The sequence below is a fragment of the Bradyrhizobium sp. CSA207 genome (genome assembly GCF_029051685.1).
Lineage (GTDB): Bacteria > Pseudomonadota > Alphaproteobacteria > Rhizobiales > Xanthobacteraceae > Bradyrhizobium.
Genome location: NZ_JAACFT010000043.1, coordinates 43,468 through 63,785, shown reverse-complemented (window position 1 = coordinate 63,785; position 20,318 = coordinate 43,468). Strand labels below are relative to the sequence as shown.

The 20,318-nt window shown below is 58.0% G+C and carries 15 protein-coding genes, 1 tRNA gene and 1 pseudogene; 11 read left to right on the top strand and 6 right to left on the bottom strand.

Annotated elements, in window-relative coordinates:
• Positions 1–118 precede the first annotated feature (118 nt).
• Together GWG65_RS34795 and GWG65_RS34790 are read left to right on the top strand one after the other, a co-directional pair.
• Positions 119–289: pseudogene (locus GWG65_RS34795) on the top strand (DUF736 family protein); the annotation flags it as partial.
• 63 nt (positions 290–352) lie between these two features.
• On the top strand, positions 353–496 hold the full coding sequence (locus tag GWG65_RS34790) for a hypothetical protein (RefSeq protein WP_164988358.1): 144 nt from the start codon (positions 353–355) through the stop codon (positions 494–496).
• A gap of 34 nt (positions 497–530) precedes the next feature.
• Here GWG65_RS34790 and GWG65_RS34785 read toward each other — a convergent pair whose 3' ends face one another.
• Together GWG65_RS34785 and GWG65_RS34780 are read right to left on the bottom strand one after the other, a co-directional pair.
• On the bottom strand, positions 531–818 hold the full coding sequence (locus tag GWG65_RS34785; RefSeq protein ID WP_275199938.1) for an HU family DNA-binding protein: 288 nt from the start codon (positions 816–818) through the stop codon (positions 531–533).
• A 102-nt stretch (positions 819–920) separates the two neighbouring features.
• Positions 921–1,187 carry a WGR domain-containing protein gene (locus tag GWG65_RS34780; protein WP_275199937.1) on the bottom strand — a complete coding sequence of 89 codons (267 nt, stop codon included), beginning with the start codon at positions 1,185–1,187 and terminating at the stop codon, positions 921–923.
• A gap of 603 nt (positions 1,188–1,790) precedes the next feature.
• Here GWG65_RS34780 and GWG65_RS34775 point away from each other — a divergent pair.
• The 5 genes from GWG65_RS34775 (at position 1,791) to GWG65_RS34755 (ending at position 5,657) form a co-directional block, all read left to right on the top strand.
• Positions 1,791–2,552 carry a ParA family protein gene (locus tag GWG65_RS34775; protein WP_275199936.1) on the top strand — a complete coding sequence of 254 codons (762 nt, stop codon included), beginning with the start codon at positions 1,791–1,793 and terminating at the stop codon, positions 2,550–2,552.
• Positions 2,542–3,522 carry a ParB/RepB/Spo0J family partition protein gene (locus tag GWG65_RS34770; RefSeq protein WP_275199935.1) on the top strand — a complete coding sequence of 327 codons (981 nt, stop codon included), beginning with the start codon at positions 2,542–2,544 and terminating at the stop codon, positions 3,520–3,522. The genes GWG65_RS34775 and GWG65_RS34770 overlap by 11 nt, the downstream gene beginning before the upstream one ends.
• A 523-nt stretch (positions 3,523–4,045) precedes the next feature.
• Positions 4,046–4,462, top strand: coding sequence for a MobC family plasmid mobilization relaxosome protein (locus tag GWG65_RS34765; RefSeq protein ID WP_275199934.1), 417 nt, complete (start codon positions 4,046–4,048; stop codon positions 4,460–4,462).
• Between the two features lie 191 nt (positions 4,463–4,653).
• On the top strand, positions 4,654–5,538 hold the full coding sequence (locus tag GWG65_RS34760) for a relaxase/mobilization nuclease domain-containing protein (protein ID WP_275199941.1): 885 nt from the start codon (positions 4,654–4,656) through the stop codon (positions 5,536–5,538).
• 43 nt (positions 5,539–5,581) lie between these two features.
• Positions 5,582–5,657 (top strand) — tRNA-Met (locus tag GWG65_RS34755).
• A 936-nt stretch (positions 5,658–6,593) separates the two neighbouring features.
• Here the strand turns inward: GWG65_RS34755 and GWG65_RS34750 are convergent.
• The gene (locus GWG65_RS34750; protein ID WP_275199933.1) at positions 6,594–7,103 is read right to left on the bottom strand and encodes a TIR domain-containing protein; all 510 of its coding nucleotides are present in this window, start codon (positions 7,101–7,103) and stop codon (positions 6,594–6,596) included.
• 314 nt (positions 7,104–7,417) lie between these two features.
• On the opposite strand from GWG65_RS34750, the gene GWG65_RS34745 reads away from it, so the two are divergent.
• Positions 7,418–10,330, top strand: coding sequence for an SUMF1/EgtB/PvdO family nonheme iron enzyme (locus tag GWG65_RS34745; RefSeq protein ID WP_275199932.1), 2,913 nt, complete (start codon positions 7,418–7,420; stop codon positions 10,328–10,330).
• Here the strand turns inward: GWG65_RS34745 and GWG65_RS34740 are convergent.
• Complete coding sequence (locus GWG65_RS34740) at positions 10,296–13,022, bottom strand: hypothetical protein (RefSeq protein ID WP_275199931.1); 2,727 nt, start codon at positions 13,020–13,022, stop codon at positions 10,296–10,298. The genes GWG65_RS34745 and GWG65_RS34740 overlap by 35 nt on opposite strands.
• Positions 13,023–13,122: 100 nt before the next feature.
• On the opposite strand from GWG65_RS34740, the gene GWG65_RS34735 reads away from it, so the two are divergent.
• Positions 13,123–13,455: a hypothetical protein gene (locus GWG65_RS34735; protein WP_275199930.1), complete on the top strand. Its 333-nt coding sequence runs from the start codon at positions 13,123–13,125 to the stop codon at positions 13,453–13,455.
• A gap of 150 nt (positions 13,456–13,605) precedes the next feature.
• On the opposite strand, the gene GWG65_RS34730 is transcribed toward GWG65_RS34735, so the two are convergent.
• Both GWG65_RS34730 and GWG65_RS34725 read right to left on the bottom strand, forming a co-directional pair.
• A complete protein-coding gene (locus GWG65_RS34730; protein WP_275199929.1) occupies positions 13,606–14,775 on the bottom strand; it encodes a patatin-like phospholipase family protein in 1,170 nt (389 codons plus the stop codon).
• Between the two features lie 34 nt (positions 14,776–14,809).
• On the bottom strand, positions 14,810–16,273 hold the full coding sequence (locus GWG65_RS34725; protein WP_275199928.1) for a TRAFs-binding domain-containing protein: 1,464 nt from the start codon (positions 16,271–16,273) through the stop codon (positions 14,810–14,812).
• Between the two features lie 309 nt (positions 16,274–16,582).
• Here GWG65_RS34725 and GWG65_RS34720 point away from each other — a divergent pair, with 309 nt between their 5' ends.
• The gene (locus GWG65_RS34720) at positions 16,583–18,088 is read left to right on the top strand and encodes a tetratricopeptide repeat protein (protein ID WP_275199927.1); all 1,506 of its coding nucleotides are present in this window, start codon (positions 16,583–16,585) and stop codon (positions 18,086–18,088) included.
• Between the two features lie 610 nt (positions 18,089–18,698).
• A complete protein-coding gene (locus tag GWG65_RS34715; protein ID WP_275199926.1) occupies positions 18,699–20,291 on the top strand; it encodes a M15 family metallopeptidase in 1,593 nt (530 codons plus the stop codon).
• Positions 20,292–20,318: the final 27 nt, after the last annotated feature.

The following is a 20,318-nucleotide window of genomic DNA, read 5'->3' as shown; positions in this document are numbered from 1 at the left end:
CTCCACGGGATTATGCGGAGCGGCGCAGCCACAAAAGCCCGGGAAAGCCCCGGCTATCAGCCAACGACTCCGCATAATCCCGCGCTACGCATAATCCGCGTTATGCGGTGCACCGCATAACGTCGAGTTGGGCGCGGCCTGGCAGAAGACCGCCAAGGACACCGAGCGCGACTACCTCTCCGTCAAGCTGGACGATCCGAGCTTCCCGGCTCCGATCTACGCCACCCTGATCGAGGTCGCAGGTGCAGAAGGCCTCCAACTGATCTGGTCCCGGCCGAACCGGGACTGAAGCTCCAGGAAGTCGGCTCCGCCGCAAGGCGGGGCCCGCTTCCCTTCTACCGGAGATACGATCATGACCGTCGACACCATTGAAGAATTGCGCGCCGAGCTGCGCGAATGCGTGTTCACGCCGGCGGAGCGCAAGGCGCTCGAAGTCGAACTGGCCGAACTCATCCGCCAACGCAACGAAGCGCTCGCAGCCGAGGAGGGGGCATAAGCCCCGTCGTCTTGCATCTTACGATGCACTCTCGTTACGGTCCGCTCCTCCGTTGAGACCCCTTAATGGCTTTGGCAGGCGTAAGAGTCAGCTTCCTAGAAGCTGCGATCGCAATCGTTGCGCCGGTCGACGGGTTGCGACCCTCACGGGCCGGGCTATCCTTGACCTTGAACTTGCCGAACCCAGGTAGGCTCGTCTCGGCTCCGCTCACGGCCGCATCAGCGATCGCCTTGAAAACGCTAGCGACGATGGTTTTCGCCTGAGCCTTTGCCAGCTCGTTGTCGGTTGCGACCTTTTCGGCGATCTCATCGGCAGCCGTCATTGGATGAGCTCGGTGTTATTTCGATTTTGCTTCGTCTGATATCAACACCGTGGAACGGATAGAGCCGGCATCACAGGCAGAGCCGTAATCCTCGAAAAATTGTCAGACTATGACGGTTTTTTCGTCCGCGACAGCGTAACCGCGCCTCCGCTTGGCACGCTCCAGGCGTGCGAATGCTTCGATCGCCTCCGCACTGCCATCGAAGGTCTGCACCATGGTCTTGCCACTCGTGCCGATCCGGCCCCAATTGCGGATCAGCGACATTTCTCCGAACAAGGTCGGCTGCGTAGACAGCGCATAAAACCGTCGCATATTGCGTGCGGCATCGATGCGGCGCAGATGAAGCGGTTCTGGTTCGGGTTTCGGCACGGACAGATTCTCGCTCCCGAGGGAAGCGGCGTCCAATGAGTTTTATGAATCGACCGGGCAGTTCGATTCATTTTGCCGATGGGTCCACTGCGCCGGAAATGCCGCAACCCCGTCCTATTGCCGGATTGAATCTCTCCTCGATGGAGACTTCGCCATCGGGGCGCCGTCGCAATGCTTAACTTGCAATTGCGCCAGTCTTTAGCAGAACAGCCGCCCGCAAGAGATCGGCTCCTAATTCAAAACTTCCTGCGGCTCTTACAGCCCTGCCTGCCTGGGCGAGCCCCTTCGGGGACGGCTCTACTCGCGCCGCCGCGGCGACGCTCCCGGAGCCCACAAGCGGTCTCCGCGCCTTCGCGTGACGATCCTCTCGCGACCGTGTCGCAGAGGCCCCAGCAACGAGCACGATTCCCGTCTCGCGTCCCAGAATTTCCCTCGATGGCTATGGGCTGACCTGACTCTTGTGGCAGGGGATTCGCTGGACGAATTCCGGGATCGTTCTGGTGACCGGATTCGCCATCGCTGTTGGTTCAAACCAACGTCCCCCAGGAACATGATGGACAAGGACATGACTCCCGCGCCGTCAGACCCATTTCGGACCTTAAAATGAAGACCATTGTCATCAACAATCAAAAGGGCGGGGTCGGGAAGACGACGCTTGCGGTGCATTTGGCCTGGTTCATGGCGGAAGCGGATCGCCGCGTTCTCGTGATCGACGTTGATGCGCAGAGCAATGCGTCGGATACGTTGAGGCACTACGCCGGTTCAACGTTAGCCGCGGATCTGTTCAAGCCGGGGATACGGGTCGTAGCTCGGGAAGACGAAGGCCTAACGCTCGCGCCGGCCGATAGCTCGCTGACTGATCTCGATCGCAGCAGTGCGGCCGCCATAACGACTCTGCAAGAGAACCTCGCTGTCGCGTCGGATCAGTTCGATGCCTGCGTCATCGATACGCCGCCATCACTTGGACTGCGCAGTGTCGGGTGTTTGGTGGCGGCCTCGCATGTGCTCGCCCCCATCTATCTGGAGGACTATTCGATCAAGGGCGTCAAAGGTCTGATGCAGACCGTGATCGGCGTGCAGAGACGCTATGGCCGCCAAGATACCAAGTTCCTCGGGTTGCTGCCTTCGAACTTCAACACGAAATCGCCCCGTCAAAGGACCCATCTTGAGCAACTCCTGCGCGAGGCGGGCAAATATGTGTTCCCGGGCCAGATCGTTGCAAGGGACGGCTACGCGGAGGCCGTTGCGGAGCGCCTGCCGGTCTGGAAGCTGAAGCGCCGCTCAGCGCAGCAAGCTGGTCGGGAAATCCGCGATGTTCTCGCCAAGATCGTCGCGCAGATGGACGAGCCGGCACATGGCGCTTGATCTCAGCTTTAAGCAGCTCATCGACGCCGCGGAAGTTGGTGGCGCCACAATCGGACAGCCGACTTGCGTCGCGATCGACCGTATTGACGAAGATCCGGACCAGCCGCGTCGCAGCTTCGACGAACAGAAGCTCGAGGAGCTTGCGGAATCAGTCCGTCAGCATGGCGTGCTGCAACCGCTTGTGCTGCGGCAAGCGACCGAGGAAGGCCGGTACGTAATCATCATGGGTGCGAGGCGGTATCGTGCTGCTAAGCGCGCCGAGCTCCGTGACATCCCGGCTTTCATTCATGCCGTTGGTTCTGCGGATCGTTATGTTCAGATGATCGAGAATATCCAGCGCGACGACCTCAATGCCCCCGAAATCGCGGCATTCATCGCGGATCGCTTGGAGCTAGGCGATAGCCAAGCCGACATCTCTCGCAAGCTCAGCAAGCCCAGGGACTGGGTGTCTCGCTACGCGTCGGTCCAGAGCATGCCGGAGTTCCTCCAGTCGAAGCTTGCCGGCTCATCAATCCGTGCTGTGTACGAACTCTATCAGGCTTGGCGTGAGCAGCCCCACGCCGTCGAGACTTTATGCGCAGCACAGGAGAGTTTCACCGACGCCCACGCCCGTCAGCTGGCTCGCAAAATTCGCAGCGAAGTCCGCGGCTCCCCTGCTGATGGCGAAGGGCCGCCTGGAGCTCAAGCCGGACTAAGCCCGATCGCATCGCCAGTGGCATTGCGACCCAGCGAGAGAGACGGTGTAACCGCGATCGCGGAGAAACCTCTCAACTCCTTGGCCGATCGGAATGCGCGAATGAGCCCATCGCTGACGATCAGAGTGCGTCACCAAGATCGCATGGGCTGTCTTCTGATCGATCGACTCGCGTCTCGAGGCTCACGCCATGCCGTGCTGCTGATCGATGGTACAGAAGAGGCGGAAGAGGTTCCGGCATCGACGGTTACAATCGAAGAGATCCTGTTCGCATGAAGCTTGTCTTGAACAGCCTCCGCAGAAACGCTGCTACAGTTGGTGCGCCGGCGGAGCGGATTTCCCATCCGAAGGATGGCGCGTTAGCGCAGCAGCCGGAGGCCGAACGCGCCTTCCACAGCGCCGTAGAGAGGCCGGAGGCTGCTGGAAAGCCGCGGTCCACATGCTCGATGCCAATGTTGCCGATCTGGACGCGCGGGTTTCGTGGAGAGCAAGGATTAGGGGCGACGGCTTCGTCATTCCCGGAGGAATTCTCCGCATCGATCGGCAGCTGGGTTGGACCCCACCTGGGGCAACTCCCGAGCTTTGAGCGCCGAGCCCGTTGGTTTGAACCAACATGGAGGGGGTGGAGAGATTCGCGTTTTCTAGTGCAGGATAGGCTTCGCGCCAGCGATGTATTACACCGCGAATGGGATTGGAGTGCATGGCTCTGATCTCGCTTCGCGTCTCGGACGAAGTCGCGGCGCAGTTCTCCGTTCTTGCGGCTACCCAGGGCGGCAAATCCGCGCTGCTGCGACGTCTCATGGCTGATGCGCTAGCTGCACCAGCGCCGCGCATCTCGGCGTTACCTGTCGGGCGACCGGAGAAGGTGACGGTGCGATTTCGCGAGAGCGAGATGCGGCAGCTCGCTGAAGTCTCACAGCAACGTGGCATGACGCGAACCGGTTGGATCGTCGCGCTAGTGCGTTCACGGCTGGCGTCGCCGGTCCAGCATTCCCCGGACGAGCATGCCGCGCTTCGCGCGATTGTTCGCGAGCTCAACCGGATCGGCGGCAACATCAACCAAATCGCGCGGGCCGCAAACACCAGTGTGCTGCAGGGCAGGGCGGTTGAGCCCGATCTGTCCGCAATTCAAGAGACCAAATTGGTCATTGAAACAGAGCTCGCGCAGCTTCGTAATGCGCTCAATGGCAACGCCGACTATTGGGATGGGCGATGATGAGCCGGCGTTACTCGCCTCGGCCGACCGACCTAGCTTCCGAAGTTCCGCCGATTTCGTATGTCTGGGAAACGCCTAATCGACGCCCGCGGCGCGCTGAGTGGGATATCCCCGATCCAGCCGCTCCCGGCCGCCTTACGCCGGCGATGCGTGCAAAGCTTGAACGCATTGTGCGCAGAGCACCAGAGGTGATGGTCAAGATTACCGGTCGCACCAAGGGCGTCGGGCATCTCAAGTCGCACCTCGCATACATCACGCGAAACGGCGAGCTCGAGGCGGAAACAGAGCAGGGCGCGACGATGGGGGGTCGTTCCGGATTGAAAGATCTGCAGCAACGCTGGGAGGATGATGCGGGCCTCGACAATAAGCGCCGCCGCGATGGGTCGCTATCGGTCAACATCATTCTGTCGATGCCGGCTGGCACTGATGCCGTCGCCGTTAAGGATTCCGCTCGGGCATTTGCCATCGAGACGTTCGGCTACAATCACGACTACGTCTTCGTCCAGCATCTTGATAACAAGCATCCCCACGTGCACTTGACCGTTCGGTCCCTCGGGCATGACGGCAAGCGCCTCAACCCTCGCAAGGCGGATCTTCAGGCGTGGCGCGAGCGGTTTGCTGGCGAACTCCGGCTTCGCGGGATCGCGGCGGAGGCAACGCCGCGGCGAACGCGAGGGCGAGTTCGAAAGGCCAATCGCGGGGCGGTGCTCGCTTTGCGGAAGCGAAAGATCACACCCGACGTCGATCGACTTGCTCGTAAGGAGGTCCTTTCGGAGGTGAGGGACGGCAGGACCGCCGAACATCCTTGGGACGAACAGATCAAATCACGTCAGGAGGCGATCCGGCAGCGATATCTCGACTATGCCGCTGAGCTACAGCGCTCCGGAGCGGTAGCAGATCACGTGTTGGCTCGCCAAGTTCGGCAATTCGTCAAAGACATGCCTGCTGTCGAAACCCAAAGGCATGCGCTGAAGAACGAGCTTTCGGAGTTTGCCAGTACTCGGCGTCGCGGCGCGGAGCAGGGCGTCGGTAAAGAGGGGCGCGAGAAGACAAGAGGCCAGGAGCCGACCAGATAGTTGGGCCAAATATTCTTGAGCTGGATATGGTCTCTGCCGCCATCGGGAGTCGCCAAGGCCGCTAAGGACACTGTCAGGCTCATAACCTGAAGGTCATAGGTTCAAATCCTATCCCCGCAACAAGTAAGATGCTGTATTTACAGCGCAAATATAAAAAGCCGCTCTAACGAGCGGCTTTTTGTTTATCCGGCATCGCCACCGAGTCGCCACGCTGAATCTGCGATCCTCTCGCGAACTTCCGCTTCTTGGTAGGGTGCACCTGGACGTGCTCAGAGCCGTTTCGCGAGTTCTAGTCCCTCTCGCTCCGCCATCCCACCATGGTCCCGTACTTCGATCTGGAGAGAGGCGAGAAATACGGGGTTTTTCTGCCTTTCTGCCGAGGTCTCACCCATCTACTCGATCAGATCGTTACGACCCTGCCGTCTGCCGCTGTTATCGGTAGAGGTGATTTTCTGGAATGGTCAAACCGGCGGCGGGGCCCTATCACATAAGTTTTCGATTGCATTCTGAAGCGCTCGCGCGATGTCCATGTCCTCGCCGACGTGGCTGATAAAAACATGCAATTTAGCCCCGCCGCTATTCACATTGCCTAGATCAACCATTTGATTTCCCTCGATGACTTTCTGAAAACGCGTTGCAAGCCAAAATTTGATTATGCCAGCTCTCTTCTGGAGTTGCGTTTTTCGGTTGTGTTATCGGCCAAGAGCTGTTGCCGGCGTCGGCGAGCGCGCCAAGGAAATCGTCGCGTGAGACGCTGCTGGCGCGCGGGACGCGCTTGAAAACATCTTCGGGGTACTCGTCTGGGCAAATGGCCTAAACGACGAAAACACAATACGTGTCCCGAATGAACTCGGCAGGTCATATGACGAGGCTGGTGACTTGTCGCATGCTGGACCGCGCGGTTCTTCGCACTACAAGGACTGCTTCGGTCAAATCAAGGGGACGGCTTGTCACGAACCTCACGAGCTTGCCGGAAGAATCCTAGACCGAGTTCACATGGTGGCCTGCAGACTGCGACCTTTTTGGATTACCGCAGCTCTAAAGACCCGCCTGTACTAAAGACCTAGCGCCTTGTATTGCTCGTCACTGTAGTGCCGCGCACCTTTTGCTCTAGCCGCAGTGTCCATTCCTCTGAATTCGGAAGGCCAGTGGTCCAACGCCCATTTGATTGCTTTCATTTTAAACGGAATATGAACCGCGCATTCGTCCCTAATGATTGGAGGACATCGATCTTGATCCTGGGCGCGCTTCTCGTTTAGGTTAACAGCTATGATAGGAAGGCCAAGCTCCAACGCCAGGTCGAGTTCCCATCGTACGAACTTGTGCAAGTTTTTAGTTTTTTCGCCAATAAGAACAATGACTGCCGTTGAGTTTTCCATTCGCCCGCGCAGCCGACCCTTTACATACTTCTCGCCTTGAGCACGGCTAGTCATCGAATCCAAGTCGTGTGCGTCTTGGAAATCGAAATCAATGTTTTCCAAAGCCTTCCAGCCTTTCATCCGTCCATAAGCCCATTTGTCCTCGTCTCCATCGAAAACTACATAGGAAGGATCGTTGTAGGCCATGTTCGTTGATCCGTGAGTGTCAACCGGTCGGACAATGCGCTTCTATTTATGATGTAGTATGCTGGTTATTGCAATCATTAAGCGTTGGAGCGCCAGTGGTAACGATGTGTGGCTAGAGACCACATGGATTAACCGTACGCGCTCACGCTGAACGTCTGCCGCAACACGCTGGCCATCAACGGCCGGAATCTAACGACAAGGACCGCGAAACGACAGAGCCTAGGGCCGCGCCACGCGTTCAGGAGCGGCACCCCTTCAATTTATGGTAGAATTGATTTATATACGTTAGCTGCGGTGACGCGATTGGGTGGATAGTGTCGCGACTTTTCATCAGTCATTCCAGTAGCAATGACGATTGGGCGATCGCTTTGCGAGACTGGCTGATAGCCGAAGGCTGGGGCGAGTCGGACGATATCTTTCTCGATCTCGATCCGGAGCGGGGAATATCCGCTGGCCAAAAATGGCAGCGCGCTTTTGCCGATGCGGCGACGCGTTGTGAGGCGGTTCTGCTTGTCGTCTCTGCCAACTGGCTTGCCTCGACCTGGTGTCAGGACGAGTACCAGATTTCCAATAAATACAACAAAAAGCTGTTCGCACTGATCATCGACGACACCCCGCTCGAGCGTCTGCCAGGCGGCCTCACAGCGCAGTGGCAGGTCATTCGGTTGAAGGGAGAGCCGGCCGAGCGCTTCATCGCCGTCCACCCGCAAACACAGCAGCAGTGGCCGGTCCACATCGCCAAGGCGGCGCTTGCGCAACTCAAGAGCGGCTTGCAAAAGGCCGGTCTGGGGCCCGAAACGTTCGAGCTGCAGCAAGATGAGAAGGGCTTATTCGGCTGGCGTTTGCCTTATCGGGGGCTCGAAGCGCTAGAGCCTGAAGACGCTGCGGTCTTCTTCGGCCGAAACGCGGATCTGGTCCGTGGCATGGACGCTTTACGCGGGCTCGCAGCGCGCAATTCGCCTCGGGTTGGGGTCATCCTTGGCGCCTCGGGATCAGGCAAATCGTCGTTCTTGCGCGCGGGACTGTGGCCCCGGCTATTGCGCGACGACGCGCAGTGGCTGCCGCTGAAGCCGATACGGGCCGCCCTCGGCGGGCCCATAGAAGGACGGGAAGGCCTGCTGGTGGCGCTGCAGGACGTTCACCAACGTTTCGCGTTGCGCACGAGCCGCAGCGAATTGCGGGAGCGGCTGCGAAACGAGGCTGCGTTCATTGACCTTTTGAGCGAACTGCGCCAGGCGGCCGCCAAGCGTGCGCTTTTGCTGAAGCCGCCGTTGCCTTTGCCGGTCGTCTGCCTGGACCAAAGCGAGGAGATTTTCGGGAGCGGCACAAATGCTGAGATCGAGCAGCTGCTGCGGATATCACGTGCTGCAAGCGACGCGGGCGAAGCGCTGATCCTTACCACTATCCGCTCGGATTCCTACAGCGCAATGCAGAACGCCAAGGCGCTGATAGGAGTCGAACTGGCGCCGCTTAGTCTGGGCCCCGTTCCGCAAGGCGAAATCAGCACGATCATTCGCGAGCCGGCCGAAATTCTACGCCGGAAAGTAGGCCCCGATTCGCCGGTGTTCGACGCGCTGTTGGTAGAGAAGTTACAATCCGATTTCGCCGGCGAGGCCGACGCATTGCCCTTGCTCGCCTTTGTGCTCCAGCGGATGATCCTCGAGTATGCCGGTGAACCCGTCATCGGACTTTCCCAGCTTGACCGATCCGGCGGACTCGCAAAAGCGATCGAAATGGAAGCGAACGAGGCTTTTCGCGATGCCGGATACACGGGCCGCCCCGACAGCGAACGTCGCGAGGCGTTGAGGAAACTGTTCGTGCCCCGACTGGTACGCATCAATCGCGACAGCAAATTAGCGCAGCGATATGCAGCATCGGACACCGAAATATCTCCCGATCTGCTGCCGCTCGCGAGTTCCTTGACCAAGCACCGGCTCCTGGTGGTGCGAGCAGACGGCCCCGGCGATCAGAAAGTTGGCCAACGTGCGCCTAACGGACACGATAGTCTGTCGGGCACGACGGTCGAGGTTGCTCATGAAGCCTTGCTTCGCCGATGGACAATGCTGACCGAGATTCTCGGGCAGGATCGAGATGCTCTGTTGCTGCTCGATAGTGTGCGGCTTGCGGCGGCAGACTGGGCCGAGGCGCTAAGTGCGCGCAAGGTCGACTTCCTCGTTCATCGCGAAACGCGATTGGCCGAGGCGCAAGCGCTCGCGCTTCGTGGCCCCAACTGGGCCCGTGAAATCGTTTCGGCGCAAGCTTACTTGACCGCCTGTGCGGAACACGAGAAAGCTGAAAAACGTTCAAAGCATCGTTCTCGAACGGTAGTCGGAGTTCTGGCCGCGATCATTGCAACGGGAGCCCTGGTGGCGCTGAATTTCGATCGGTTACGCAACGCCTCCTATCGTCTCTTTCAGGTCCACGCCAAGTCGCCAGCCGAGGAACGCGCGCTCCTCGAAACTCGCGTACCGTTCAATGAATGCCGTGATTGCCCATTCATGATCTTTGTTCTCAAAGGGGTGCTCGACCGCGGTGGTCCCCTAAATGGAAGTCCCGATGTCAATCGGGAAAGTCCGCTTTCGAAAGTGCCGATAAGGCGCAGTTTTGCGGTCTCGGTGACAGAGGTCACTTTTTCGCAATGGGACGCCTGCGCCGATCACGGTGGATGTAGGTCGACTGTCACCGCCGGCAAATGGGGACGAGGCGACCAACAGCCCGTGGTAAACGTATCCTGGACGGATGCTAAGGCTTACGTGCAGTGGCTTTCTGCAATAACGGGAAAACGATACCGGCTGCTCTCAGAAGCGGAATGGGAATTTGCCGCTCGAGGTGGGCAGCCAACGAACTACTCCTTCCCGGACGGCAAAATCGACGAGTATGCATGGTACGCGGGCAATACAAGGGATGCACCTCAACCGCACAAGGTGGGACTGCTAAGAGCCAACCAGTACGGGCTCAAAGATATGAACGGCAACGTGGCTGAGTGGGTGGAAGATTGCTTCCACGACACCTATAGAGGCGCGCCGCAAACGGAAGAGCCATGGACGACTGGTCCGACTTGCGACCGCCGCCGCGTGGTGCGAGGCGGGAATTGGCTATCTGATGTCAAAGCACTGCGCTCTGCGACCCGCGATTGGCACCCGCTCGGAGACGACGGTAACGATCAGATAGGAATTCGCGTAGCGCGCGAAGTCACCGTGGACGAGCCATCGGAGCGTCGTGACTAGTATCGACTCGATTTCGTTCACGCCAATTCATGGCTCGGTAGTCCCACGCGTAAAGTGCTTCCAGATCGGCACAAGCTTGCGGATGGCGTAAACGCTGGCGCGCAAATAGCGCGTGTCTTGTCAGGGCAAAACGACGAATGATTTGCTGATCTATCTCGCGGGCCTTAGCCGGTTGTCCAACGCAGGTCCAACCGATCGCCATCCAGCTGTACGCATTGTCGACGGCATTCGCCGCCGCGTATTTTTGTTGCAGCGTATTGAACGTGGCCGTCGCCTTGGCCATGTCACCTACGATCACGGCTTCGGCAAAGACCTGTTCCGCCATGGAGTCGTCAAGGAGCCGAGACGCAGGAAATTCAGTCTGGAATGCGGCGTTCGCGTCAGCGACTTTCGTCGGATCAAACTGAGCAAGGAGCGTGATTCGTTTGTAGTGCAGCCATTCTCGCAATTTCTGGAAGCTCGCGTCCCGGGGCAAAAGATCGAGCGCCCGCTGCGCAAGCTGCAAACTCTGGCGCAAATCCCTGTGTAACGGCTTTGGACCTGGCTTCCTTTGAGTTCGCTCATCGGGATCTCGTATCATAGAATATTTGACTATGATCCTTCTGATTTCAGCTTCTGATGATGGCTGGGATTGCTTGTCGATGTTAGACGAGACCGCTTCCAGTTGTTGGGCTTCGCGCGATGCTTGATAGAGATAAGTGATGTCTTCCAGCTCCCAGCTGTGAGCCAATTGCAATGTTTTGAAAGCATCCGAGATTCGATCGGAATCAGTGGTGACCGGCAAATCTTCGACCGTAACGCCGAACCCACGCAGCGCGCGCCGAGCATTGTCTATCACCAACTGATATTTGCCGGAATGATAGAGCTGAGCCAACACCGTGTACCAAAGCAGGGGTCGCGAGGAAAACACCTTGCTGTTCTGTAGGCGATTCAGCGCGTCTTCAGGGGACAGCATACGGAAGATGCGACTGGATTGATGTTCAGCAGCGCCTGCGTAGTCCAGATCATCGTCTTCATCGGAGCCCGTCGAAACAACTTTCGGAAGGAGAGCGATTGCGGTTTCGAACCTGTTCAGTGCAACATTCGTGTCGCCGCGGTGATACGCAAGCCACCCCAGGAAATAAGCGGCATCGTCGGAATGCTTTGAGCTGCTGTCGTTCGATACTTCCTCGAATGCCGGCAACAGGCGATCGGTGAGTGCGTTAAAATCGGGTATTTTTTGCGAGAGCGGTCGAGACCCGTAACGCTCAGGCAGTCGATTCAAGTAATGGATGTGCTGCGTCAGGGATGGCTCGCCGTCCAAATATTCGTCCTTTGAAGTCGCGGCATCATAGAACGAGTCGTTGAAGAAATTCCGTTTTGCGAGCTCAATATTCCTCTCCTCCGGTGTTCGGTCCTTAGATTTGAGTTCATCCCTGCGTTGATTTTCGGCAATTCTTTTCAAAAGTTCCTGATAATTCTTGTTCCTTGACTTCGCAGAAACGACATCCTGGAACAAAGCATTTTCTGGTTCAATCTGATCGAGATACGATTCGGGACGCGTCTGATCAAGTAATAGCTCTCGATCGCCAGGCCTAGAAATTGTTCGAAACACATTTGAAAGTATTTTCCTGAGCTTTGAGTGAGCTGCTGCGTATACCAGGACAGTACGCACCGGGGATTTTTGGTTGAATTGAATCGCGTCATCAAAACGTCCCAACGTGTACAACAGAAGCTCTGAAAACGGCTCGGCAGGGTTAGCGTTTAGCTGGGCAATGATTCTTTCGCGAATGGCGGGAAATTCCGTCTTTTCGCCGAAGACATCGATAGCCATGTAAACTCCGGCGTGCAGGTGCCTTAAGTCACTCGTCGGAAGAAGCGCCCAAATGTGCGAACGATACTTTTGATCCGCAGCCGCGCCAAAAACTTCATCGACCGCCCTGTTTGCGATTTCCGGTGTCGTGTTCAAGGCCAGGCGGCGTATCATGAACGCTACCTCGAACCATTTAGAATAGTCACCCGGCAAGGATCCTTTGTCCTTCTCCAGGAATTGATCGGCCTGCGATCTAAAATTTCTTTCGGCGAGGATTCCAGCTGCAACGATCAGTCGCTGGACGAGAACCTGCTTCGGCTTGTTTTGCGACAAAATCATGAGGAAGCCATCTCCGCCGATCACGCGGTAGATCGCGCGGTTCCTGTCTTTTGATACCTTGAAGTCACCGGCCGCATCGATCAGCAATCCATATCGTTGTTCGATGGGCCCCTTGAGTTCACTGTATTCCTCAGCATTGGCACTAATTTTTTCCAATTTGACGTCACCCCAAACAGCGACGACCGCGCCATCTAGGGAGAATCGCTTCGGTGCTGAACCACCAAGCGTAGTGGAAATTTCTGATATTGCTCGGGTTCCTATCCGGTCGAGGGCGTCGGACTCATAGGACTTGTTGTACGCGTACAATATTTTCCGGCTCGATGACTCGATTAATATTCCGGATATGTTTACGCGCGTTGCGGGCGGAGAAGTCAAATTGCATTCTGTCACGCCTGAAAATTCCACCCGTGAAGAACACTTGTAGTTGGTGCTAAAGTCGGATGTAAGCGGCTTCCCCAGGCTTAGCTGCCCGAGTGCGTATTCGGTTGCAGAACTGGGGTCGGCGAAAGCCATAGAAAGAGCAAGACACAGACACGAAATCACGTGAAGGCTGTTGCGCATGCCGGGCTCCCCGAGAACGCGTTGACAAACGACCCTAGTTTCTCTTGCGAGAACATATCAGCTTCGCAACCTGTAATCGACGACAATTTGGCGGGCCGATGTGATCACAGCGGGCCCCGGCGATCTCGCGATTTGCGGCGGCGCGTGCGGCGGGGATTTGCTGTTCGCTGAGGCCGCGCTGCCCCGGCAATTGAATCTTGCGATCTATCGCCCGTTCGACGAAGAAAAGTTTCTGGCGGAATCCGTCAACTTTGCGGGTGCAGAGTGGCGCAAGCGTTATTTCGCCGCGAAGTCGCGGGCTTCGATGCACATCGCGACCGAGGAGCTTGGTCCGCTCAAGGTCGACGAAAGTCCGTTCGAACGCAATAATGAGTGGATGCCGCAAGTAGCCGAGGGTCAGGGCGCCGGGAATGTCGATTTCATCTGCATGTAGAATGGCGCCGGTAGTGACGGCCCGGGCGGGACTCAGCACCTGATGGAGGAGGTGCAAAACAAGAGTGGCCGCATCCATTGGCTAGACACGCGGCAGCTACGGCCTGGGACGGAATAATTTGCCCCGTCAGCTTTGCTTTCGTCAGCCCTACTAAAAGAAACGTTGGAACGGCGCCATGTCGACGAACTTCGCGGCATATTCCTTCCCGACCGATCGCATCTCCTCGATGTATTCGATTTGGTCCAGCGCCTGGACGTGATCAGGATTGACCTGATTCAGCCCCAGCGCGTCGAGGCCCTCCCGGCTCACATCGGGATTGTAGCGGGCATAAAGGAACTGGCGGCCGCAATCCTCGGTGAGCGGAATGACATCTCCGGTCAGCGGATCGGGTCGCCGCGGAATCATATCGCCGATCTCCCGGTCGAGGACGTCGCCGAACACGCAGCGGCCGACGGTACGGCAATTGATGTCCTGGTCGATCGCAGCACCTCCCATCAATACGCCGGGGAGGTGCGCGGCGTTGACCGGCGCCAATTGTCCGCTTGCGTTGAGGTTGCGGCTGACCGCCGCAGCCGCACCTGTGCCGACCGAGATTAGCATCATCTTCGTTTCGCCGATGGGCCAGTTCAGCCGGTACTGCGGCAATGTCGCCATCCGGAACATTTGGAATGCCGGGTCATTATATGGCGTGACACCGCCGTCAACGAAGAAGAAGGTTTTTGCCGGGTCGCTATCATCCCACGCCAGTATTTCCGGCGGGAAATAGACCGGTGCAGCCGTACTCGCCCGCACCAGCTGCCATAGGGGAATTTGCAGGTTGCAATCTGGGCGCCCTCGGTCGTTGTACTTGGCAAAGGGATTATTGGAGATCGGCCACGGAGAATCCGTCGTTGCATTCCGCGTGACGATCAGCAGCAGCGAACGCAGGTCTTCGGCGCCGAGCTTGCGATCCCCGAACACTTCGTTCAGTTTTTTCCGCAGCGGGTCGGCCTGATAGAAACTGCGCAGCCGGCCGATCAACCATGTCTTTTCGAACATCATAGGCCCGGTCTCGACGTAGAAATCGACCAGTTCCTGGACTGATTTTCCGATCGCGAGGCCGGCCGCGATGATGGCCCCGGTGCTGGTGCCTCCGATATAGTCGAAGAAATCCCCAAGGCGGAATGAAGCACCCTTGCCGGTGGCCGCCGCCAGGTCCTCCTCGATCTTGCGCAGGATTTCGAGCGACATCACGCCACGGATGCCGCCGCCGTCGAGCGCCAGCAGCCGGCGCGGGCGTTCGGTGGCGAATTTTTCCTGCCAGTTGTTGAGATGGGGCATGTGTTACCTCGATTGCTGTCGCGTTTCGGTCTCGTCAGGCAACCAACAGGGCGCCCAGTTTCTTCAACTGCTCGTTTAGGCAGTCTTCCATCCAACCCGCCTTATCAAGCCTCTCGCGTTCTTTGAAGATCTGGGCTTTGAGAAGGTCCGCTTCGTTCTTCCGACCCAACCCGAATAGGGCTTCAACCTTTGTTGCTTGAATCCAAAATGGATCGTCGCTCCCCACTCCAGGATTAGCGTTCTCCTCGTCTGCGACCGATTCTATCTGCGACAGCTGGTCGCAAAGAACCAGAACATCCGCCCGAATGCGCCGGGCGAGAACCCGGTCCGCCAGAGCTTCATCGCCGGCCCTGTGAAACGCGCGAACATTGAGCATGAATGCGTAGTTGATGCCGTTGTAATAGTCGTTTTTGATGTAGTAGCCTCTGGCATAGGCCCGAACCGCTTCGTCGAGGTCTTCGGGATTCGCGATCTCTTCCCACAGCCTTTTGTGGATGGCGCCCCACAGTCCTACAGTTTCGGCATCACTCGACGTCTGCGGCGCGAGTACGGCCAGAATGTTCTTGGCATTGACAAGCGATGTCTTCTTGTCCGGCTGTTGGAACTTATACGTTGCGAGTGCGAGTTGCTGGACGATGTAGGGATCGTCTGGCTGCATCTTCCTCAAACGTTTCAGAAGGGCCAGTGGCACGGCCCAGTCTTCGGTCGACTTGATGCTGTCCTTCTCGGCGTGGAAGCTCGCGAGCAGTTCGGCGAAGCTGTTCTGGTCGATCCGCTCGGAGGGGGGCGGAGGTGCGGCGGTGGCCACTGCCGCCTTGGTAAGGCTTGCAGGCTGCAGTGAGGGGATGAAAACAAAGACCGGGCTATCGGGCTCGGGATCGTCCATTAGCGCAACGATTTTCTCCTTCAGCTCCCGCGTAACCTTCTTCGCTTCACCGGCGCCGATATCCTTCCCGAGGTGTTCGTATCTCATAATGCTGAGATGACTGAGATCGAATGGGAAGCTGAAATTCTTCTCCGCGAGCACGATGGTCCGGTGCGGCCGAAGCGCGTGACGAACGCCGAGCTCGTACGCTGCGTTCACGTTCGCCGTGGAGAGGTCCGCGACGACCAGATCCGCCGCGAGCAGATTATCGTACATCGGCTTGTCGATGACGGTTGAATGAATGATTTCGTCGGCGCGAACGCAGGTCAGGCCGGCATCTTCCACTGCTGGCTTGATGATATTCTCGTAAGTTCTATCTAGGTTCAAAACACGTTGAGGATTTGACTGGAAATCGGTCTTCTCGCCAAAGCCCATAATCACAAAACAGCTACCACCCATAGTATCCTCCGGCCAGCTGACGAGCCGCAGCGTGGAGACGTTGGGAATAAATCGTGGCTTCTGAAATATTGACAAGGCTAAACCAGAACGGGTGCGTTTGCAAGAAATAAGCCGGAAGTTTTGCAGTTCGTCATTGGCGATCGGGTTGCAATTCGCGTTAGCAGTCGGTCGCAAAGCCGGCTTTTGGGCCCTGGCGGACTTCGAGGTTCTTTAGGCCCAGATATCCTTCCAGCGGCCAGCATGCAGTCACCAAGCCGCCGGCCGACTATGGCCACCGGTCGGATTTCAAAACCGCCCAAAGCTAGGTACTAATGGTCCCAGGTAATTCCGCGGTCATCCATGGCCACGGAGCTAAACTTATCGCGTCGATTTGCCCTCTTCTGTCCAACAGCGTCGCTCGGCCTCGGACTAGTTTTCTTTCTGCCAGCGCGGCGCCGTAGCCACGAGGAAACTCCAGGAATTCTCGAGAGAAGGGTGATTCCTATGAGCACGACTCCCCAGCAGCCGAGAAAGCGCGACGTTTTCATCGTGTTCTCGAAAAGCCAACCCATCGAAGCGAAGTTCGCGTTGGCCGTGAAGCACGGTCTCGAGGAGCGCGGGCGTTTCGCGCATGAGTATGAAGACTGGAGCTGGGTGGAGCGGGCAATTACTCCGGACGAGCGCGCTCCCGAGGTCGATCACGCCGTGCTTCGCGCGATGCTGAACGCCTGCTCGGCCGTTCTGGTGATCCCGGCGCGAGATGGCCGACCGAGCGATGGCGTCGCGCTCGAGCTCCAGATGCTTGCGAGCCTGCAGCTTCCGGTGGTGCTGCTGCGTTGGGCCCTGACGTACGAGGAAGACGAGCCTGGCGGTCTGAACGTGATCTGTCGCTACCAGGTCCACGGCACAGACCCCAACGATAGCTGGATCGACGGTGCGGGAAAGTCGATCGCCGAGCTGCTCTGGCTTGCGTGCAACATCGCCGAGTTGCGGAACCGGCATGACCCGGTCGGAAGCATGGTGCTCGATGCCTTGCCCGCCTTCGGACACGAACCGCTAACCTCCTTCAAGCTCCGCGACGGGCTCGTCAAGGAAGATGACTACATGCGCGAGCCCAATCTCGATGCGCTTGCGGACAAGGTGACCGCCAGCGCGACACGCGATCAGCTGCGTGTGCTAATCGAGGACTGGTGGGCCGAAGCCGAGCCTGCGCTGCGGAGCCTTCAGGACGACGGACACGGCCCGGTCCGCCGCCCGTGCCGCGCCCTGCTCGAGGCCATGCAACTTATCGTCGAGCGCTCACGGCGATTATTCCCCGCGCTCGAGCCCTTGAGCACCGACGCGCTGTTGCGCCGCAGCATTATGCTCGTGCGCTTCAACGACATCGATGAGGCAGTGGCCCTGTTGACCAAGGCGATCGCGCGAGGCGGTGATCTCACGGATCGCCTCCACGCGGCGCGCGCGTTAGCGTACGACGCGGGAGGCGACCTCGATTCAGCAGTGGCCGCCATGGATGAAGCGGTCAGACTGGCGCCAGATAAGGCGTACGAGGTCGTACATCGATTCACACGGGCGGTGCTTCGGGCCAAGCTGGGCACATCGGAGGCCCGTCGTGCCGCAATCGACGACTACACGCACATCCTCGAATCCAGTCCGGATGTCAACCTGAGACTGAGCGCGCTCAACTACCGCGCGATCCATTTTGCGAGCGTTGGAGAAGTGGAAGCGGCGATCGCAGACTGGACGAAGGTTATCGAGTGGCAAGCGAATCATCCGCGCGCGGCGGCACAAGCCCGATTCAATCGCGGTGTGCGGCATGAAAAGCTCGGCAAGCTCGAGGACGCTTGCGACGATTTCACGGCCGTGCTCGCCTGGGCTGATGTATCGAGCTCGCAGCGCTTCCGCGCCCTGGAGGGACGAGCGCGCGTGCTCGAACGTCTTGGGACGCCGGCGGATGCCGCGGACAACATCGAAGCGATGCTGGCAATGAATATGGCGGACCCGGAATAGCGTCCAGAGCTGCAGGCGAAGGTTCGCGTCTTGCGAGACGAGGCCGGGCAGAATTGACGTGGCCGCGATTCGGGCGCCCGCGGCATCAAAGCGACCCAGCGCCCGTTTGCTCAAGTGCTCGGCGTTTTGGCTAAAGCCCTCCGCAACTGGGAGCAACGCCGTGGGAGACCAACCGGCCCCGCGCTCGTCCTGCTCGTCCTCTTGCAGGCTCCAGGATCAGCTGCTTGGATTCCCGCATGTCTTTTTTTGGGTTTTGCTTGCCTCGGTCAAAAAAGCAAGAAAGTGAGAGATACTTCACAAACAGCCCACTGAATTAGCTTGTAGGCTCCCTGAGAAGGTGGTTGGACCACCCCAGATGCTTTACGGCTGTTCTCGTTACCTTTCGGTAGGGAGGGGTTGAGGGACGCCAGAATTATTTCAAGATGATCGCAGCTGTACCGATTTGAAAGTGCGGGAAGACAGGGTGTCTCGCGCACACACACAGGAGGAGCGCAGTGCAATATGATGCAAGCACGCCTGTGATGTCGGCGGACCGCTATCAGCCAAGCATCGGCTTGCGTGCGGGTCCACCGGCGATCGCCAGTTATAATTTTGGCAGCCTCCGACGGTCATGGCGAAGTATCTCGATTTCAATTTGTCGCACTGGCTGCGGGACCTCTTCGCTCTTCTGCTCAGGATGACGTCCACGTCGACTCCAAACAAGGGGAAACGGCGCCGAGCCTCCCCGAAAGGCGATAGTATGCGGCAGCGATCTGCCGCGTCCGGACCACAACAAGCAGGTGCCGATATGCCAACCTTCTCCTCGTTGTCCAAACAGGAATGGCCACGCGAGTGGATCTCGGGAGAGCTGGATCAGTTCTACGGCGATCCGCGCGGAGCTGGTGGCCGAGCCAACCCGGCATGGGCCCAAGATAACCTGACCAAGATCGTACCGCCCTGGGCGATGCGATCGGACGGCAGCGCCATCTCCCAGATCACGATACACAAAAAATGCAAGGACTCTCTGACTCGCATTCTCAATGCAATCTGGGAATCCGCCGGGCACGACCAGGCGAAGATCAAGGCAGCTCACCTCGACGAGTTCGACGGTTCTTATAATTTCCGCGTGAACGTCAATTCCCCCTCGCGACTGTCATTGCACGCCTATGGTGCGGCAATCGACCTTGCCGCCGCGGAGAATCCAAACGGCGCGCCGTGGCATGATAACGGCCGAATGCTGCCACGCTGGGCAATTGATGCATTCCTTGCGGAGGGTTGGTCTTGGGGAGGGGATTTCTCGGGAACGCCCGATCCCATGCATTTTCAGGCGACATTCAACCGACACGCCGATGCGCCGCTTGGACAACAACAGCCAGCTTCGATATCGAGTGCCAGCGCGCACTTAACCGCGAACACAAAATTCACTGTGACCGGAACGGTGTTTGGTGGCCCGCAAGACGACCAGCCGGTCGCGTACCCCGACGTCGGTCCCGACTGGGCCAAACATCCGGGCGTTGCACTGCCTTTCAAATTTCGTGGGCCGCGTCCCAAAGTCACAGTTTCGGCAAACGGCAAATCTGTCGTGTGTCCCATCGTAGATGTTGGTCCGTGGAACATTAACGACCCTTACTGGATGACCACTGCGCGCCCGCAGGCCGAGTCCGGAACCGACATATCGGGACGCCGGACGAACCGCGCCGGCATTGATCTCACGCCTGCGGCAGCGGCGGCGATCGGTCTCGACGGCAAAGGCCAAGTAATCTGGTTCTTCAATTCAACAGGAGCAGAACCAATGTCTGATGCAGCCAATACCCATATTCCGCAGCTGAATGTTCTCAATCAATTGCAGGCGATCAAAGACCAGCTCGATGGTTTGATTCACAAAAATGGGGCTGCTCTACAGATCGACCAAATCATCAAGAAGAGTGGGAACGGTCAGCTAACCCTTCCGACGAACGTGGATCTCAGCCACCTTGCGGACATCAACAAGCAGCTGGAAGTATTCGTGCAACTCGCTACAAACATTTTACCGATCATCTCGATATTTGTGCCTCAGTTGAAGGTGTTGATCCCAGTACTGCCGGTGCTCACAGGCCTTCTCAAGATGGGAGAAGATATCGCGGGAGCAGGGAGTGATCCGACTAAGATTGCCGATGCCCTCGCAGCGCACTTGAAGGACGTGGCACAGCAGGTTCAGTCCTCTAAACTTGCCGGCCTGACTTAGGACAAAACCAAATACTAGACGCGAAGG

Excerpts from the sequence above, each read along its gene's own strand:
- GWG65_RS34740 (WP_275199931.1), bottom strand. The coding sequence starts at position 13,022 with ATGCGCAACAGCCTTCACGTGATTTCGTGTCTGTGTCTTGCTCTTTCT.
- GWG65_RS34790 (WP_164988358.1), top strand. The coding sequence starts at position 353 with ATGACCGTCGACACCATTGAAGAATTGCGCGCCGAGCTGCGCGAATGC.
- GWG65_RS34750 (WP_275199933.1), bottom strand. The coding sequence starts at position 7,103 with ATGGCCTACAACGATCCTTCCTATGTAGTTTTCGATGGAGACGAGGAC.
- GWG65_RS34715 (WP_275199926.1), top strand. The coding sequence starts at position 18,699 with ATGGCGAAGTATCTCGATTTCAATTTGTCGCACTGGCTGCGGGACCTC.
- GWG65_RS34760 (WP_275199941.1), top strand. The coding sequence starts at position 4,654 with ATGGTCAAGATTACCGGTCGCACCAAGGGCGTCGGGCATCTCAAGTCG.
- GWG65_RS34775 (WP_275199936.1), top strand. The coding sequence starts at position 1,791 with ATGAAGACCATTGTCATCAACAATCAAAAGGGCGGGGTCGGGAAGACG.
- GWG65_RS34785 (WP_275199938.1), bottom strand. The coding sequence starts at position 818 with ATGACGGCTGCCGATGAGATCGCCGAAAAGGTCGCAACCGACAACGAG.
- GWG65_RS34720 (WP_275199927.1), top strand. The coding sequence starts at position 16,583 with ATGAGCACGACTCCCCAGCAGCCGAGAAAGCGCGACGTTTTCATCGTG.
- GWG65_RS34765 (WP_275199934.1), top strand. The coding sequence starts at position 4,046 with ATGGCTGATGCGCTAGCTGCACCAGCGCCGCGCATCTCGGCGTTACCT.
- GWG65_RS34770 (WP_275199935.1), top strand. The coding sequence starts at position 2,542 with ATGGCGCTTGATCTCAGCTTTAAGCAGCTCATCGACGCCGCGGAAGTT.
- GWG65_RS34730 (WP_275199929.1), bottom strand. The coding sequence starts at position 14,775 with ATGCCCCATCTCAACAACTGGCAGGAAAAATTCGCCACCGAACGCCCG.